Origin of the sequence: Kineococcus indalonis (genome assembly GCF_009906395.1) — a bacterium.
Lineage (GTDB): Bacteria > Actinomycetota > Actinomycetes > Actinomycetales > Kineococcaceae > Kineococcus > Kineococcus indalonis.
Genome location: NZ_JAAALM010000035.1, coordinates 1 through 15813, shown reverse-complemented (window position 1 = coordinate 15813; position 15813 = coordinate 1). Strand labels below are relative to the sequence as shown.

General features: G+C 71.0%; 15 protein-coding genes and 2 pseudogenes. 12 read left to right on the top strand and 5 right to left on the bottom strand.

Annotation, left to right across the window (positions count from 1 at the left end):
- The 9 genes from GTR00_RS03655 to GTR00_RS03615 all read left to right on the top strand — a co-directional run.
- A partial coding sequence (locus GTR00_RS03655) for a hypothetical protein (RefSeq protein WP_166610285.1) occupies positions 1–224 on the top strand: 224 nt, incomplete at its 5' end.
- Complete coding sequence (locus GTR00_RS03650; protein WP_166610284.1) at positions 224–1018, top strand: hypothetical protein; 795 nt, start codon at positions 224–226, stop codon at positions 1016–1018. The genes GTR00_RS03655 and GTR00_RS03650, both read left to right, overlap by 1 nt.
- 14 nt (positions 1019–1032) lie before the next feature.
- Positions 1033–2187, top strand: coding sequence for a hypothetical protein (locus tag GTR00_RS03645; protein WP_166610283.1), 1155 nt, complete (start codon positions 1033–1035; stop codon positions 2185–2187).
- The gene (locus GTR00_RS03640; RefSeq protein ID WP_205704978.1) at positions 2184–3707 is read left to right on the top strand and encodes an SCO6880 family protein; all 1524 of its coding nucleotides are present in this window, start codon (positions 2184–2186) and stop codon (positions 3705–3707) included. The genes GTR00_RS03645 and GTR00_RS03640 overlap by 4 nt, the downstream gene beginning before the upstream one ends.
- A complete protein-coding gene (locus tag GTR00_RS03635; protein WP_205704977.1) occupies positions 3704–5206 on the top strand; it encodes a hypothetical protein in 1503 nt (500 codons plus the stop codon). The genes GTR00_RS03640 and GTR00_RS03635 overlap by 4 nt, the downstream gene beginning before the upstream one ends.
- On the top strand, positions 5203–6975 hold the full coding sequence (locus GTR00_RS03630) for a type IV secretory system conjugative DNA transfer family protein (RefSeq protein WP_205704976.1): 1773 nt from the start codon (positions 5203–5205) through the stop codon (positions 6973–6975). The genes GTR00_RS03635 and GTR00_RS03630 overlap by 4 nt, the downstream gene beginning before the upstream one ends.
- 74 nt (positions 6976–7049) lie before the next feature.
- A complete protein-coding gene (locus tag GTR00_RS03625) occupies positions 7050–7442 on the top strand; it encodes a DUF4913 domain-containing protein (RefSeq protein WP_205704975.1) in 393 nt (130 codons plus the stop codon).
- A gap of 248 nt (positions 7443–7690) precedes the next feature.
- Positions 7691–8523, top strand: a protein-coding gene (locus tag GTR00_RS03620; RefSeq protein WP_166610281.1) for an IS5 family transposase whose coding sequence is annotated in 2 segments (ribosomal slippage) — positions 7691–8054 and positions 8054–8523 — 834 coding nt in all. Because the reading frame shifts where the segments join, the coding sequence is not laid out codon by codon here.
- Between the two features lie 36 nt (positions 8524–8559).
- Positions 8560–9273 (top strand): hypothetical protein, encoded by a 714-nt coding sequence (locus tag GTR00_RS03615; protein ID WP_166610280.1) that lies wholly within the window; start codon positions 8560–8562, stop codon positions 9271–9273.
- A 393-nt stretch (positions 9274–9666) separates the two neighbouring features.
- Here the strand turns inward: GTR00_RS03615 and GTR00_RS03610 are convergent, their stop codons facing one another.
- The 3 genes and pseudogenes from GTR00_RS03610 to GTR00_RS26220 form a co-directional block, all read right to left on the bottom strand.
- Entirely contained in the window at positions 9667–11094 is a 1428-nt protein-coding gene (locus GTR00_RS03610) for an NF041680 family putative transposase (protein ID WP_166610279.1), read from the bottom strand.
- A gap of 133 nt (positions 11095–11227) precedes the next feature.
- Positions 11228–11395: pseudogene (locus GTR00_RS26570) on the bottom strand (DDE-type integrase/transposase/recombinase); the annotation flags it as partial.
- Between the two features lie 323 nt (positions 11396–11718).
- Positions 11719–11940 (bottom strand): annotated as a pseudogene (locus GTR00_RS26220) (leucine zipper domain-containing protein); the annotation flags it as partial.
- 198 nt (positions 11941–12138) lie between these two features.
- Here GTR00_RS26220 and GTR00_RS03600 point away from each other — a divergent pair.
- Positions 12139–13131 (top strand): NaeI family type II restriction endonuclease, encoded by a 993-nt coding sequence (locus tag GTR00_RS03600; protein WP_166610277.1) that lies wholly within the window; start codon positions 12139–12141, stop codon positions 13129–13131.
- Positions 13132–13311: 180 nt separating this feature from the next.
- Here GTR00_RS03600 and GTR00_RS03595 read toward each other — a convergent pair whose 3' ends face one another.
- Together GTR00_RS03595 and GTR00_RS03590 are read right to left on the bottom strand one after the other, a co-directional pair.
- Entirely contained in the window at positions 13312–13983 is a 672-nt protein-coding gene (locus tag GTR00_RS03595) for a hypothetical protein (RefSeq protein ID WP_166610276.1), read from the bottom strand.
- 93 nt (positions 13984–14076) lie between these two features.
- Positions 14077–14376 carry a hypothetical protein gene (locus GTR00_RS03590; protein ID WP_166610275.1) on the bottom strand — a complete coding sequence of 100 codons (300 nt, stop codon included), beginning with the start codon at positions 14374–14376 and terminating at the stop codon, positions 14077–14079.
- A gap of 294 nt (positions 14377–14670) precedes the next feature.
- On the opposite strand from GTR00_RS03590, the gene GTR00_RS03585 reads away from it, so the two are divergent.
- Complete coding sequence (locus tag GTR00_RS03585) at positions 14671–14946, top strand: hypothetical protein (protein WP_205704974.1); 276 nt, start codon at positions 14671–14673, stop codon at positions 14944–14946.
- Positions 14947–15391: 445 nt separating this feature from the next.
- The gene (locus tag GTR00_RS03580; RefSeq protein ID WP_166610273.1) at positions 15392–15703 is read left to right on the top strand and encodes a transposase; all 312 of its coding nucleotides are present in this window, start codon (positions 15392–15394) and stop codon (positions 15701–15703) included.
- Positions 15704–15813 lie beyond the last annotated feature (110 nt).

Below are 15813 nucleotides of genomic sequence, written 5' to 3'. Positions count from 1 at the left end.
CCCCGGGGGCGGCCGACAAGGTCAGCCTGCTGCTGTCCTGGCTCAAGGGCGTCGGCATCGTCGGCGGCGCCGCCGGCCTCGTCATCTGCGGGATCATGATGACGATCGGCCGGCGCAACCGCTCCGCCATGGCCGCCGACGGCGCCGCGGGCATCCCGTGGGTCCTCGGCGGGGTGAGCCTGGTGTCGTTCGGGGCGGGGGTCGTCGGGGCGGTCGTGGCCTGATGGCCGCCCGCATCATCCCGCTGCGCCCACCGCGCGGCGCCCCGCTCGACCCGTACCGGACACCGGCCACCTACCAGGTCAGCGCCCCGCGGCCTCGTTCGTGGCGGCGCCGGGTCGTGGGCACCCTGGTGACCCTGGTCGCCCTCGCGGGGCTGACCGCGCTCGTCGTCGTCCTGCTGGACCGCTCCCCCGCCTCCGCGCCCGAGCCGCCCCCGGCCGTGGCGCCCACCCCGACGGCAGGGCTGACGTGGCAGCGGGTGCAGGGCGTGTACTTCCCCGTCTCGGCCACCGACGGACCGACCCGCATCGACGGGCAGCTCGTCGCCGGGTTCGCCGAGACCGACCTCGGCGCGGCTCTGGCCGCCGTGCACATCGTCTACCGCGCCAGCGCCGCTCCCGGGCCTGCGGTGTTCGGCCCCGCCCTACGAGAGCAGGTCGTCGGCCCGGGCGCTGCGGACCTGGCGCAGGCGGTGGCGGCGGAGTACGCGCAGGCCCGCGATAGCTCCGGCCTGCCCGACGGCGCCCCGCTCGGCGAGGGGACCGCCACCTTCCTCGGCTACCGCGTCGCTGACCTGCCGGGCGGCAACCGCGACGTGCAAGTGGTCGAGCGCGCTCCCGACGAGAACGGCGTCGCGCAGATCTACGCCTTCGACGTCGTCCTCACCCGCGTCGACGGCGACTGGAAGGTCGTCGCCCCCGCCAGCGGCACGTGGAACACCGCGTTCAGCCGGTTGCCCGCGGTGCCGCAGGACATGGTCGCCTTCACCCCGGCCTCCCCGGACGGGGGTGCCTGATGCCGTGCGGACCCATGGACCCCCTGGCCTGCGCGGCGGGCGCCGTCGGCACCGTGGCCTCGGCCGCCGCGGGCGCCGCCACGACCACGCTGGGCAACTCGTTCGCCGACGCGATGCGCGACGGCGCGACGTGGGTCATCAAGACGACGGTCGGCTGGTGGCTGCAGGTGCCCTCGATCGACCTCGAGGGCTCCGCCGCGGTCGAGATCCGGCAGTACGTGCTGTGGTTGTCCGTCGCGGTCGCCGCGGCGGGTGTCATCTGGCAGGGGCTGCGGATGACCGTCCGTCACAACGCCGAACCGCTCCTCGACGTCGGCCGCGGCCTCGCCACGCTCGCGCTGTGGGGCAGCGTCGGGATCGTCGGCCCGGCCGCCGCGCTGCGCCTGGGTGACGCGTTCTCCGTGTGGGTGCTCGACCAGGCCGCCAGCGGCCGGATCGCCGACCGTCTCGTCCAGCTCGCCAGCCTCACCGGCGTGCAGTCCGCCGGGGCGGTCATCGTGCTCGGTCTCGTGACGATGTTCGCCGGCCTCATCCAGGCCGTCGTCATGATGTTCCGCGAGGGCGCCGTCGTCGTCCTCGCGGGTCTCCTCGTCCTCGCCGCCGCCGGCAACGTGACGAACTTCGGGCGGCCGTGGCTGGCGAAGCTGCTCGGCTGGATGCTCGCCCTCATCGCCTTCAAGCCCGTCGCCGCGCTGGTGTACGCGACCGCGCTGGCGATGACCGGCGAGAGCACCGATCCGCGCGCCGTCGTGGTGGGCCTGTCGATGATGGTGCTGAGCATCGTCGCCCTGCCCGCCCTCACCAAGCTGTTCACCTGGGCGAGCGGCAACGCCGGTGGTGGCGGCAGCCTCGCCGGAGCGCTCGGTCTCGCCGCCGCGGGGGTGCAGGCGGCGGGTGTCCTGCGCTCGCGCTCCGGCGCCGCCGCGGAGATCGACGGCGGCCCCAGCGCCGCCTCCAGGCAGGCCGCCGCCATCGCCCGCGACCTGGGCACCACGGCCACTGCCCGCGGTGGGGCGAGCGCGGGTGCGGCCGCCGCCGGCGCGGCGAGCGGTGGCGCCGCGCTGGCGGCCCACCTCGCCAAGGAGGGCGCGGGGCAGGCACGGCGTGCCGCCCGTTCCGCGGCGGCCGAGATGACCAGCCACGACGACGGAACGGACCGCAGCGCATGAGCACCACCTCCACCGCACCCGGCGCGCACCCGGGTACTGCCCGCGACAGCGGCGCGCTGCGCACCTACGGCGGCTGGCGCCGGGCCCGCGGCATCGGCCTGTTCGGCCTGGGCGCCGCTGCCACGGTCGTCGTGATGGTGGCGATCCTGGTGCCGCTGGTCGCGCTCGGCATCAGCGTGCGCAGCGGCCTCCTGCTGTGCCTGCCGTCGGCGGCCGTCATCGCCGTGACGTGCGCACGCGTGGACGGCACGCCCGTGCTGCACGTCGCGCTGCGCCGCGTGCAGTGGACGTGGGCGTCGTGGCGCGGCTACACCAGCCTGCGCGCCGGCGTCCTCGTCGAGCACCCCTGCGCATGGCAGCTGCCCGGCGCCCTGGCGCCGACGCGGCTGCTGTCCAGCGAGGACGGCCGCGGTGGCCGCTTCGGCCTCGTGCACGACACCCGCACTGGGTTCCTCACCGCTACCCTGCACTGCGCGGCCACCTCGACGTGGCTCGTCGACGGCGCCGACGCCGACGCGTGGGTGTCCAACTGGCACTCCTGGCTGGCCTCACGCGGCTTCGACCCGATGGTGCAGTGGGTCGCCGTCACCGTCGACACCGCGCCCGAGCCGGGCTCGACGCTGGCGCGCAACGTCGCCGAGCGCCTCGACGACGCGGCGCCCGCGGACGTGCGCGAGCTCATGCACGAGCTCGTCGCCGCCTCCCCGGCTGCCTCCGCCGACGTGGAGACGCGCGTGTCGATCACCTTCGACCCCGCGCGCGCCGGCACCCCCCTGACCGATCTCGCCGACGCGGCCGCGGAGGTCTCCCGCTCCCTGGCCGGGATGGAGGCGGCGCTGGCGGAGTGCGGTGTCACCGTGCTCGGCCGCGCCCGTGCCGAGGACGTCGCCGGGGCGGTGCGCGTCGCCTTCGACCCCGCCAGCCGCGGCGACGTCGAGTCCGCGCTCTCCCGCGCCGCGACGGGTGAGTCGCTGACGTGGGAGGCGGCCGGGCCCGTCGCGGCGGAGGAGGCGTGGGACCACTACCGCCACGACTCCGGGGTGTCGGTCTCCTGGGCCTGGCACGAGGCCCCGCGCCAGCAGGTCACCTCCAACGTGCTGGTGCGCCTGATGTCGCCCTCGCGCTACCCCAAGCGCGTGACGATGCTCTACCGGCCGATGTCGGCCGGCGCCGCGGCGCGGCTGCTGGAGGACCAGGTCAACGCCGCCGCGTTCCGCGAGGCGTACCGGCGCACCCAGGGCCGCGACGCCACCGCCCGCGACCAAGCCGACCACGAGCGCGCCGTCACCGCCGCGCGCGAGGAGGCCCTCGGCGCCGGCGTCGTCCTCATGAGCCTGTACGCGACCATCACCGTTCTCGACCCCGCCGACCTGCCCGCGGCCGTCGCCGACCTGGAGTCGCGCGCCGACCAGTCCAAGGTGCGGGTGCGACGCCTGTACGGCTCGCAGGCGGTGGGGTTCGCCACCACCCTGCCGGCGGGCATCTACCCGCCGCACGTCGCCGGAAGGGCCCTGCGATGAATCTCCTGAACCGCGCTTCCCGCACTACCGCCGAACAACATGTCGAACCGCAGCGCGTGGTGCCGCCGGCGTGGGGCTGGCGCACTCGCGGCGCCGGGCGCCTGGCGCACGTGACCGCCGCCTCGGAGTACCAGGCGACCACCGTGCAGGCGTGCGGGCTGTTCCCCTTCGTCGCCGGCTCGGGAGCGCCCAGCGTCGGGGTGCCGTTCGGACGGCACATGATGTGGGGCGAGGCCGTGTGCCTGGACCCCTTCGCCTGGCTCGACAGCGGCCTGGTCACCAACCGCGGCCTGACCCTGCTCGGCCAGCCGGGCACGGGGAAGTCCGCGGCGCTCAAGCGCCTCTCGCGCGGGCTCATGGCCTTCGGAGTGCGCCCACTGTTCCTCGGCGACCTCAAACCCGACTACTCCGCCGTCGTGGCCGCCGCCGGCGGGCAGGTGCTGCGCGTGGGCCGGGGCCTGGACCGCATCAACCCCCTCGATACCGGACCCCTCGGCACCGCGCTGACGCGCATGTCGGGCCAGGCCGCTGAACGGTTGCGCTTGGAGGTCCGCGGGCGGCGGCTGTCGGCGACGCTGGCGCTGTGCTCGCTGGTGCGCCGGCACGAGCGGCTCACCAACGGCGAGGAGACCGTCCTCGGCGCCGCGGTCGACCTGCTCACCGACCGCCTGCCCGTCGGTGTGGATCCCACCGTGCCGGACGTGCTGCGCGTCATCCGCGAGGCGCCCGACCGGCTCGTCGCGGCCGCGGAGGTCGACGACGAAGCCTCCTACCGGGCCGAGACGAAGGCGCTGCGCCAGACGCTGGCGCTGTTGTGCGAGGGTTCCCTCAAGGGCGTCTTCGACGGGCCCACCACCTGCCCCATCGACCTGGACAGCCCCGCGGTCAGCGTGGACATCTCGGCGGTGGCCGCCTCCGGCGACACCCTGGTGGCTGCGGCGATGCTGTCGACGTGGTCGTACGGCTTCGCCGTCATCGACGCCTCCACCGCCCTGGCCGAGGCGGGCCTGGCGCCGCGGCGGCGCTACTTCGCCGTTCTGGACGAGTTGTGGCGCGCGCTGCGCGGCGCACCCGGTCTGGTCGACCACGCCGACGCCCTGACCCGCGTCTACCGCGGCCGCGACGTCGCGCACGCGATGGCCACCCACTCCCTCGACGATCTCTCCGCGCTGCCGAGCGAGGAGGACCGCGCCAAGGCGCGCGGCTTCGTCGAGCGCAACGCCATCACCGTCCTGGCCGGCCTGCCGCCGCGGGAGCTGGAGGAGGTGACGCGCGTCGTGCCGTTGTCGGCGCAGGAGGTGCGGATGGTGTCCTCCTGGTCGGCGCCGGAGTCCTGGCAGACTGGTGCCCGCCACCCCGGCCGCGGCAAGTACCTCATCAAGACCGGCCAGCGCGTCGGCATCCCCGTCGAGCTGGAGTTCGTCGGCGACGAGGCGCACCTGTACGACACCGACCACGCCCGCCCCACTGCTGCGCCCTCCGGCGAGGTGGAGGCGTGAGCCGGCCGCTGGAGCCGCGCGGCGCGGGCCTGCCCGCCGGAACCGGCACACCGCTGCTCCTCGTCGCCGTGCTGTGGGGTGGTGTCGGCCTCGGCGGACTGGTGTGGCTGGCCGGCGGCGCCGCCAGCTGGCTGAGCGGCCACGGCTGGCAGGTCCCGCCGTTCGACACCGCCAGCGCCCGCCGCTTCCTTACCGGCGGCCCTGCCGCCCTGTGGCCTCAGGTGCCGGGCTGGCTGGTGTGGACGCTGACCGGCGCCAGTCTGGCGCTCGTCACCACCGGCGTCGCCCTGCTCGCCGCTCGCCGCGGAGCGCGCACCGGCACGGGTCTGGCCGGTCCGGCGCAGGTGCGCCACCTGCTGCCCCGCGCGGTCGCCGAACGCGCTCGCGGCTTGCGCCCCTCGCTTCCCTGCACCGGTGAGGTCGCCGCCGAAGAGACCGGCCTGGCGCTGGGCCGGCTCGGGGAGCGCGGGCCGGTGCTGCGCGCCTCGTGGGAGGACGTGCTGCTGGCGGTGATGGCGCCGCGGGCGGGCAAGACGACGTCCCTGGCGGTGCCCTCGGTGCTCGCCGCGCCGGGTGCGGTGGTCGCCACCTCGAACAAGGCCGACTTGTGGGCGGCCACCGCTGCCCTGCGCGGGACGGACACCGGTGAGCGGGTGTGGGTCTTCGACCCGCAGGCCATCACCGGTACACAGCAGGACTGGTGGTGGAACCCGCTGGCCGGGGTCAGCACCGTGGAGGAGGCCACCCGGCTGGCCGGTCACTTCCTGCAGGAGGTGCGCGGGGACAAGAGCGGCAAGGACTTCTGGACTTCCGCTGCGCATGACCTGCTCGCCGGGCTGCTGCTGGCCGCCGCGTGCTCCGGGCGTGACCTGCGCGACGTCTACGAGTGGCTCAACGACCCCGTCATCCCCACCCCGGCCGTGCTGCTGGCCCAGGCCGGCTTCCCCGCCAGCGCCGCCTCCCTGCGCGGGCGGCAGAACGGTGCACCGGAGACCCGCGACGGCGTCTACGAGACCGCCCGCACCGCCGCGCAGTGCCTGCGCGACGACGTCATCCTCGCCTGGGTGACTCCACCCGGTGACCCGCTCGACGAGCTGGACACCGCGAGCTTCGCCGGCAGCAGGCAGACGCTGTACCTGCTGTCCAAGGACGGCGCCGGCGCCGCAGCCCCCCTGGTCGCCGCCCTGACCGACCGCGTCGTGCGCAACGGGGTGCGCGCCGCCGAGCGCCGCGGCGGACGGCTGGACCCGCCGATGGTCGTCGTGCTCGACGAGGCCGCCAACGTCTGCCGCATCGCCGACCTGCCGGACCTGTACAGCCACCTCGGCTCCCGCGGCGTCGTGCCGATCACCGTGCTGCAGTCCTACCGCCAGGGCGTGCGGGTGTGGGGCGAGGCCGGCATGGACACCCTGTGGTCCGCCGCCACTATCAAGCTCCTCGGCGCCGGGCTCGACGACGCCAAGCTCGTCGAGGACGTCTCCCGTCTCATCGGCGAGCACGACGTCACGGTGCGCTCCTACTCCGACGGGGACAAGCGACGCACCACCTCCACCGCATTGCGCCGCCAGCGCATCCTGCCGCCCGACGAGTTGCGGGCCCTGCCGCGCGGCACGGCGCTGCTGCTGGCCACCGGCACCCGCGCCGCCCTGGTGCGCCTGCTGCCGTACTACCGCGGGGCGCGCAGCGGTGAGATTACGGCGGCCGCAGCTGCGGCCATCCGGCAGGTGCAGCGGGTCCGAGGTCAGGCTGAGGGGGTCACCGCGCGATGACAGCACCAAGCGGCGCCTCGGCGGAGAAGCCCGCGGATTACCGGCTCGAGGAGCTCCAAGCGCGCACCGCGCGCTTGGAGCTGCGCGTCGACGAACTCGACGCCCTCCTCCCGGTACCTGACGCTGGGACGTCCAGTGCTGACAACTCCGTCGACTACCCCGACCTCTCCGCGTGGATCCGCGACTTCTTCGCTCCCACCTTCGCCCGAGCCGTCGGCGGTGAGGCTCGCTGGTGCGCCCGGTGGGACGAACACCCTGAGGCCGTCTACCGCCTGCAGGCGCTGTGGCGAACGTGGGAAACGTCGCGACGCGACGCCCGCACCGGCACCGGCACGGCACTGTGGCTGCGCGACCACCTCGATCCCCAGCTCGCCGTCCTGCTCAGTCCACGTGGGCCCTTCGCCCAGTGCACACCCACCCGGCACGAGGCGCTGCCGCCCTTGCCGAGCGCACCCAACGAGCACTGACACGCCGCCCGCTCGATCGGCTTCGGCGAGCACGCTGATTCAGTGGCAAGCTCCGCAACGAAGCAAGGAGCGCGGCAGCTCGCATGTCGCATGGAAGTTCATATGTATGTCTTTTCCAGGAGTGACGAGAGTGCGTTCGGCCGGTGGTGCGGTGCGCGGCCCGCTGGTCATCTCCGCTGGCATTGGTATCTAACAGCTTATTTTACTATGAGTTGCGAGCCTGCCGAAGCCGTCGCAGCCTGGTTGACATGATCGATGAGGGGGTACCGGAGCGGGTCGCGGAGCTGGTGCCCGACGGGCTGTGGGAGCGTATCCAGCCGCTGTTGCCGCAGCGCCCACCGCGCCGCTTCCGTCACCCCGGGCGCCTGCCGCGCGATGACCGCTCCGCGCTGGCCGGCATCGTGCACGTGCTGATCATTGGCTGCACCTGGGGACAAGTTCCCACCGAACAGTTCGGCTGCTCGGGCATCACGTGCTGGCGCCGGCTGCGGGACTGGACCGAGGCCGGCGTCTGGCCGCGCCTGCACCAGGTCCTGCTGGAGGAGCTGCGCGCAGCAGGAATGCGGGGCCTGGAAACCGCGGTGGTGGACGGCTCGCACGTGCGGGCGTTGAAAGGGGAGCTCACACCGGCCCTTCACCAGTAGACCGCTCCCGCAGAGGATCCAAGCACCACCTGCTCACCGATGCGGGCGGCGTTCCGCTCGTCGCGGCGTTGACCGGTGGCAACCGCCACGACATCACCCAACTCCTGCCGCTCGTTGACGCTTTCCCTGTCGTGCGCGGCGTCCGCGGTCGTCCTCGCCTTCGCCCGCGCTACCTCCTGGCCGACCGCGGCTACGACTACGGCGTCTACCACCGCGCTCCACGAGAGCGCGGCATCGTGCCGCGCATCGCCCGCAAGGGTGTTGCGCACGGCTCAGGACTCGGCCGAACCCGCTGGGTGGTGGAGCGTACGTTCGTCTGGTTGCACCAGTTCAAGCGGCTGCGGATCCGCTATGAAGTCCGCGCCGATCTGCACCTGGGGCTGCTGCAGCTGGCCTGCGCACTGATCTGCTACCGCAAGTTGCCACCGTCATGGTAGAACGAAGTTTCGGATGCACTGACTCGTGAGGTCACCTTGGGCGACACCTTTCCCGCTTCCTCCAACGTGCCGCCGCTGCCGCCGCCGTCGGCGCCGGGCAGCAGCAGCCTGCGCGGGGACGAGGCCGCCGAGCAGCTGCGCACCGCGCTGGCGCGGTGGTGGGCCGTGCTGCGGGGCATGGGCAGCCCAGCGCCGGACAACGCCCGCCCGGGCCTGCCCGAAGACGAGGTGCGCCGGCGCCTGGGCGAGGTGGGCCTGATCGCCCCGGTGGAGGTGCTCACCTGGTTCGCCTGGCACGACGGCATCGAGGTCCGCCAGCGCCGGGACGGGCAGCGACCGCCCCCGTGGCCCTTCACCGACTGGGACGTCGGCCCGAACAGGCGGCCGTTCTCGCTGCGAGAGGCGCTGAGCCTGTACACCGACTTCGTCGCCCCGGGCGTGGAGGTCTACAACGACCACCCGGGGTGGCTGCCGCTCGTCGAGCGCGTCAACGGGGTGGCCGTGGTGGCCCGCTGCGGCCTGACCGGCGAGAGCGCGCCGGCGCAGCGCGTGGATGAGCCGAGCGCGGTGACCCTCTGGTACGTCGACGACGGCCTGCGCCAGCCGGCCGGATCGCTGGCGCAGGTGGTGCGCGCCTGGACGGTGCTGCTCGACGGCGGGCCGTGGGTGCCCGACCCGCACGAGCCGGGGTGGGTGGGTCCGCCGCTGAACAAGGTCTACCCCGACTGGTACCCCACCCACCTGCTGTGAGCTGCTCCCGGCGGTGAACGGCGCGCTGCTGCGAGCACCGCCGGGGTGCGCTGTGCGGCGACGTCGCCGTGCGCGTGGCTCGCGGATCACCAGGTCGACGCGCGTCAGCAGCGCCTGTGCCGGTGAGCCACCGGATCCTCGTGTCGACGGCCTCGTCCTGGCCTGCTGCTGCGCGATCGGCACGTGGCGAGCGGTCCCCTTCGGGGGCGTGTCGCACGCTCAGCGTGGCGGTGACGGTGTGGTGGGTGGCCGTGGTGGTCGCAGCGCGTCTCGAGCCATGCCCAGGCATCGGTCCCGCCGACACATCTTCGTCGACGCCTCCTGGCTGTGATGCCCCCGGCGGACCTGCAGGTCATAGTGAAACGAGTTGTTAGCTTGGCGTTTAACTCCTGCCTATAGCTGGATGGGCAAGGTCAGCGGTCGTCGAGTGGTCTTGCCGACGTCGTAGCGCGGTGCCAGGCGCTGGTTCTGAGCGCCGGGTGGGCGTCCCGGGCCGGGTCGTGTGGGTTTCGGTGCGTGGGCGGGTCGGGCGATCGTCGGGCGGAGGTTCCGAAACCCGCGGCGGACGCGGGCCGGCGTCAGCCGACCAGATCGAGAACGCGGTTCCCACGGTCGGCGCAGGTTCTCGGCCAGCGGGCGGGCCAGGCGCAGCTGCGTGTGGGCGGTGAGCACCAGCCAGGTCCAGCGGTCGGCGGCCTCGGGGGTGCGGATCTTCGGGCGAGCCCAGCCCAAGGTCTGCTTGAACATGCGGAAGGTGTGCTCGAGGTCGAAGCGGCGCAGGAACATCTGCCAGCAGGCGGTGACCTCAACGTCGTTCAGGCCCGTCGCGGAGGACCAGAGCCAGACTGGTGCGGCTTCGCGGTCGCCGGGCAGGTGCTCGACCTGCAGCCGGATCACCGTCCCTTCGATGACCGGCAGCTGTCCGTGGTGGGTCAGCCAGCTGCTGCGGTGGGTCAGGCGAGGGTGCACCCGGTCCCAGCTGGTGGCCTCGGCCAAGCCGTAGCGGCTGGTTGAGGTGGTCCTGCAGTGCGTCGGAGGGGGCCAAGTCTCAGGTCGGCGTAGAGCGAAGGCGGCGCCGTGTCGCGGCGGGCGTCCCACCCGTCCCGCCGTCTTCTGCGGTTGCGGCAGAAGGGGCAGGCGGAACACCCGGTCTGATCGCAGGCGGCCCAGCAACTGGACTGGCAGGTCGGACAGCGTGAACGCCAGTCGGGCGATGTCATAGCCGGCGTCGGCGACGATCAGCACGTCTGGGTCGCCCGGGTTCCACTGCCCGCTGACGATCAGCCGGGTCATGACGGCTCGCAGTTGCTGGGCGGTGATCGCCATTGCGTCGTCATCAGGTCCCAGCCGCACCGCGTCCAAGACCGCTGTCCACGATGACCTACCTTCCTCCAGAGCGGCGACCATTGAGTACTGCCATCCCGGGATCAGTTGCGCCGTGCTCTTGGTCCGGCCGTAGACGTGGCAGAACAGCCGGGCGGCGCTGGTGGTGGCGTCCGGGCGCAGCCAGCTGGTGACGTCGACGGCCAGTACGAGTCGGCCGCGTTCGGTGCGCGGCAACGGTAGGGCAGCCAGGTGATCGCGCAGTGTCTCGACGTCGAGGTCACCATGACCCAAGGCGTCGTACATCGCGCCGTGGCCGCGACGATGCTCGGCTACCAAGCTCAGCTCGACCAGGCTGCGCACCGCGCCGTCGGCGCACAGCAACGCCTCGGTCAGCTCGAACAGTGCATCGGTTCGAGTCCGCAGGCAAGCGAAGAAGTTTCTACGAAACCGCGACAGCACCTCACGGGTCTCGACAGCTTCAGTATCCTGGGACACACTTCACCCCGCGGCCTTGAGTTGGTCTACAGCGCCTCGACAACGCTGATGATCACCTCAAGGCCGTCTTGCTGTCCAGACCGCAGCTTCGAGTGCCCAAAGGCAGCCTGCTCGGAGGTTAAACGTCAAGGTTAGAGCCGTTGTCGCTCAAGCAGCGCGCGATGGTGATGCCGCAGTCGGCGAACCAGGCGTAGGCCCGCGCCCAGAACGCGGCCGTGGTGGAGCCCTTCTCGTCGCTGAGGATCTCGGTGAAGGCCAGGCGGGAGTGGTCATCGAGGACGGTGTGCAAGTAGGCGTAGCCGAGGGTGCGAGGCCGTGCTGCCTTGGCTGCATCACTGCCGCGGCCGAGGAGGCGCCAGCCGCCGCCGTCGGGATGACGCCGAGCTTCTTGACGTCGATGTGCACCAGATCACCTGCGGCAGCGTGCTCGTAGCGTCGAACCTCGCGGCGGATGCGCTGGCGGTCGGCCAGGTCGACGTCACACAACCGCGGCAGCCCTTCGCGGACGATGACGGCGGCGACGGTGGAGACCGCCAAGCCGAGCCTGGGGCCGATGCGGGCCGGTCCCCAGCCGCGGGTGGTGCGCAGATGCACGACCTTCTTGACCACTGCCCGCCGCGTCCGAGTCGGGCTGCGGTGCGGGCGCGAGGACCGATCGACCAGCCCGCCTTCTTCCTGGCCGCCGCCGGCGCGCAGCTCGAGGAGGCGATCGGCCCAGCGGGCGGCGGTGGGCCAGGACACTTGGAAGCGCTCAGCGGCGCGGCGGATGGGCCAGCGGTCGTCGACGATGAGCCGGGCCAGCTTCAGTCTCCCGATGGGGGTCAAGGCGGCGTTACGGTGGGGCACGAGGACCTCCGAGTGGCTTGCGTGTGGTCGCCTTCAGCAGCTCCACACTGCCCTCGCAGGTCCTCTCTTGCGTCAGCGACCTGCGGTTGCCGGCGCGTCACCAACGTCCGTGGTCAGTACATCCAGTCCGTCACGGGCGTCGGTAGCTGCGGACGCGTCCCCGAGACGCCAATCGCGCAAGCCTCTAACGTGCAGTTCATGAGCGATGACGCACTGCCACCAAATGTCGAGCCGCGGGAGATCGAGCGCAAACGGGGTGGTCGAGGGCGAGCAGTAGTACCCCCCGGCCACGTCTGCACGAGTGATCGCGGTGTTCAGCACATCATCGAAAGCCCTGACCAAGACTCTGACTTTCAGAGGATTGCCGACTGGATAACCTCCCATATAGACGTGAATGAGCTTATCGGCGACGCCATAGAAGACGCTATCTACTACGTCCTTGACGGCTGGAGGACTCATCGTTTCGACTTGCTGGACGATCGCGTTGATAGCGACGAGCGGCGTGCATTGGGCACGAAGTTGCAATATCATGTACTAGAAAACTTCAACCTTCCAAAACTCAAGCATCCCGACACGGAAGTGTGTGGCATCGGCCTCGAGATAAAAGGGACCGTCCGAGATAATTGGTCCATTCCCAAAGAGGGGCAATGCGGCATCACGTTGCTAATACGAGTCGACGTGGAACGCGGCCTCCACCGGTCATGGCTTATGCGGACCCATCGAGCCTGGCTCCGCAATGCCCCCAACAATGACGGAAAGCGAGGAGTCGCAGCAGTAGCATTAGCTCAGTACGCCCAACCTATCTACGAATGGACTTCACTTCGCCCTAATCCACTTAAAATGCTGTCTAGTGAACAATCGGCGATGGTGTTTAGCGACGCGGGCCAGGAGGTAAGGCTCGATGCCCTATTCCATGCCTTACCTAGAGTCGTCATTCAACGCGCTGTTATTCTAACCGTCTGCGCGAACCGCGCGGATCCCCTGCGCCGAGTACGAGCAACCCGTCCCCGCGCGGCTGCCCGTGGCTATGCGCTTCTATGTGGAAAGTGGGTAGCTCAACGAAAGTTGGCGAGTATTTTGGGTCACGACCTCACAGGAGCGGCTTGGGTTGCCGTGCAAAAGGAACAGCTGGCCGGACATGCAGAATTGACGACGCAAGTGCTGAAGGAGTTGAAGCAGGATGGATTCTGACGCCGAACCAACGAGTCGCCGCCCCCAAAGCTACCAGCTCAGTGTGGACGGTGTGTGCGGCACCCGACCATACGAAAGTTACCAATCCGGCAGCGAATTTTGTCAACAATTATAGATTCATACAGAAGAGACAAGTGTGTCGCAGTAAGGATAACATGAACGCGCAACCGGACCGCTCATTCACACCGCTAGGGCGATGCCGATGCTTTTGCTCAGGCTAATGATCGAGCCGGGGCGCACGACGTTGCTGGCGTCGGCCTTAAACGTGCTGGTGGACACGGCGGTCGCAGACGTCTCCCCTGCCCGTACCCGGGCGGCCTGGCCGACAGCCTTCAGGAGGTCAGTGAAAGCGTCTTTAGTCGTCGCACCGATTGTCAGCGCCGCACCGACTTTGCGAGATGCGGCGGCCGCGGCCTGCCGGTTCCCCCACCTCGTGGGGTCGCCGGCAGCCTCGTGCGCCTTTTTGGTCGACACCAGGCGACTGCGCACATCCCCGGTGTGCACGACCTCCGTGGCCTGTGCCCGAGCGTCGGCGTGGTCGGCGCAGCCGATGCCCTTGGCGTTCGCGGTCAGGCGCCGATTCAGCAGGTCCTGGACAGCCGCGAACTGGTCACCGGCGATGAGGTGCTGCATGCCCTCGCAGCGGTCGCTGGTCATACTCCTGGCGGTGGTCGTGGCGCGGCCCATCAGCTTGGCCTGGGCCGTGGCCAGCAGACGCCCTCGACGACGTACAGGTCGGTCGCTGCGTTCTGCGAACCGCCGGCGGCCCACTCCGGTGGTGGGGGCACGCATCTTCGAGCCCTTGGCGGTCGCGTCTCGGTTGAAGGACGCCTCGTGCATCACGTCGACCACCTGCCCGGCACGCTGGGGCAGGCCGGTGTTGCCGTACCGACTCGCCACCTGCTGGGCGATTTGGCGGATACGCAGCGCCTCAGCGGTCTGCTGCTACTTCCTGCGCCGCCGACGCCCCTGCCAGGAGACCACCCCGACCATGGCGAGCAGCACCGGCACCGCCATCAGCCCGCTCAGGACGAGAGTGCCCGCAGCTACGCCGCCGCCTCCCGCCGCGAGCGAGCCCCCGCCGAGCCAGGTGAGGGTGGCGCTGGTGGCGGCCACCCTGGCAAAGGTGGAGATCGAGGCGCCGGTGGAGGCAGCGGTGAAGGCGTCCACGGTGGTGAAGGCCGTCGCACCGGCATCGGCGCCAGCGATCATCCCACCGACCATGTACAGGGCGCTCAGCCGCACCCGGACGACTTCGACCTACGGTGCCGAGCCCGTAGTGGGCAGGTTGGCCAGACCATTGGCCAGCGCTAGACACCGGTATCGATCGCCCCCATGAGCGCCGCACCGCTGCTCTGCAGGACTAGCTGGTAGCGCCTCCAACGCTAAGCTGCAGCGCAGCTGCCTTGGACCGGGGACAGCGCCCGCGGATTAGGCCGCTAGGCGAATGCCCGGGGACCCGACCCGTCGGCGGCACAGCTCAGATGCCTGGTGGCTTGCTCACCGACCCACACGCCCACCCCACGAGTGGAGCCGCCGATGCCGCACCCACCGCTCGATCTCTCGCACCTGATACCCGCCTGGATCGAACGGGTCCTGCGCGATGCTGGAGATGCGGGATCGACAGTCCGTGACATCCGCGAGCACGTGTGGGCCCAGCTACCGGTGGGCATCCGCACCTCACCACTCAGCCTCGAAGTCGGCGAACGGCTGAGCAACACCCTGACCGCGATGAAGCGCAACGGTCATGTCGTGCACGAGGCACGCACCCAGATCTGGCGGTGGCGCGATTTCGACCAGCCCCGCCTGTTCTGACCGCCCGCTCACCGCACCATCCACCACTGCTTGATGATCGCACCATACGCCGGCGTCCGGGCAGTAGCAGGTCCTAATGCGGGCCGCGCCAGGGGTAGCTGCCCGTCTGGCCGACGCCTGCCTCGAGTCGACGGTGCTCGTGCTGGTGAGTCGGCCCTGGCATGAGCACACCGCCCCACGACGGCGTCGTCCCGCGAAGTGCAGTATCCGTTCGCCAGCTACGGGCCCGGCAATGCCCGAGTGCCATAGCCGATTTGTCGGCGCTGCTGGGCCTTCGGCGGCGGATGCGGAGGGTGCGATGGGCACGGGCGGCAGTGCGGCACTGCTGCCGTGACCGATGGACAGCAGCGCTCGCCTTGACCAGCCCTCTCTAGCCACCAGTTCTGGTGTTCTCGTGAAGCGTCACGGCTTTGATGCCGCTTCCTGATGAGTCAGGATGGCGATCATGCCCAAGCAGTACCCGGCCGAGGTCAAGGACCGAGCGGTGCGGATGGTCCTCGATCACCAGGGCGACTACCCCTCGCTGCGCGCGGCGTGCGTGGCGATCGGTGAGCGCCTCGGGATCTCGCGCGCCAGCCTGCAGCGCTGGGTGGCTCAGGCCCAGGTCGACACCGGTGCCAAGCCGGGGCTGAGCAGCGCCGAGGCGGAGGAGATCAAGGCGCTGAAGGCCGAGAACAAGCGCCTGCGCGAGGCCAACGAAATCTTGCGCTCAGCCTCGATTTTCTTCGCGCGGGAGCTCGACCCGCGCCAGCACTGATCGTCCGCTTCGTCGACGAGATGAGAGTCAAGGGCTTCGCGGTCGAGTCGATCTGCGCCGTGCTCACCGAGCAGGGGCTCCAGGTCGCCGCGAGGACCTACCGTGCTTGG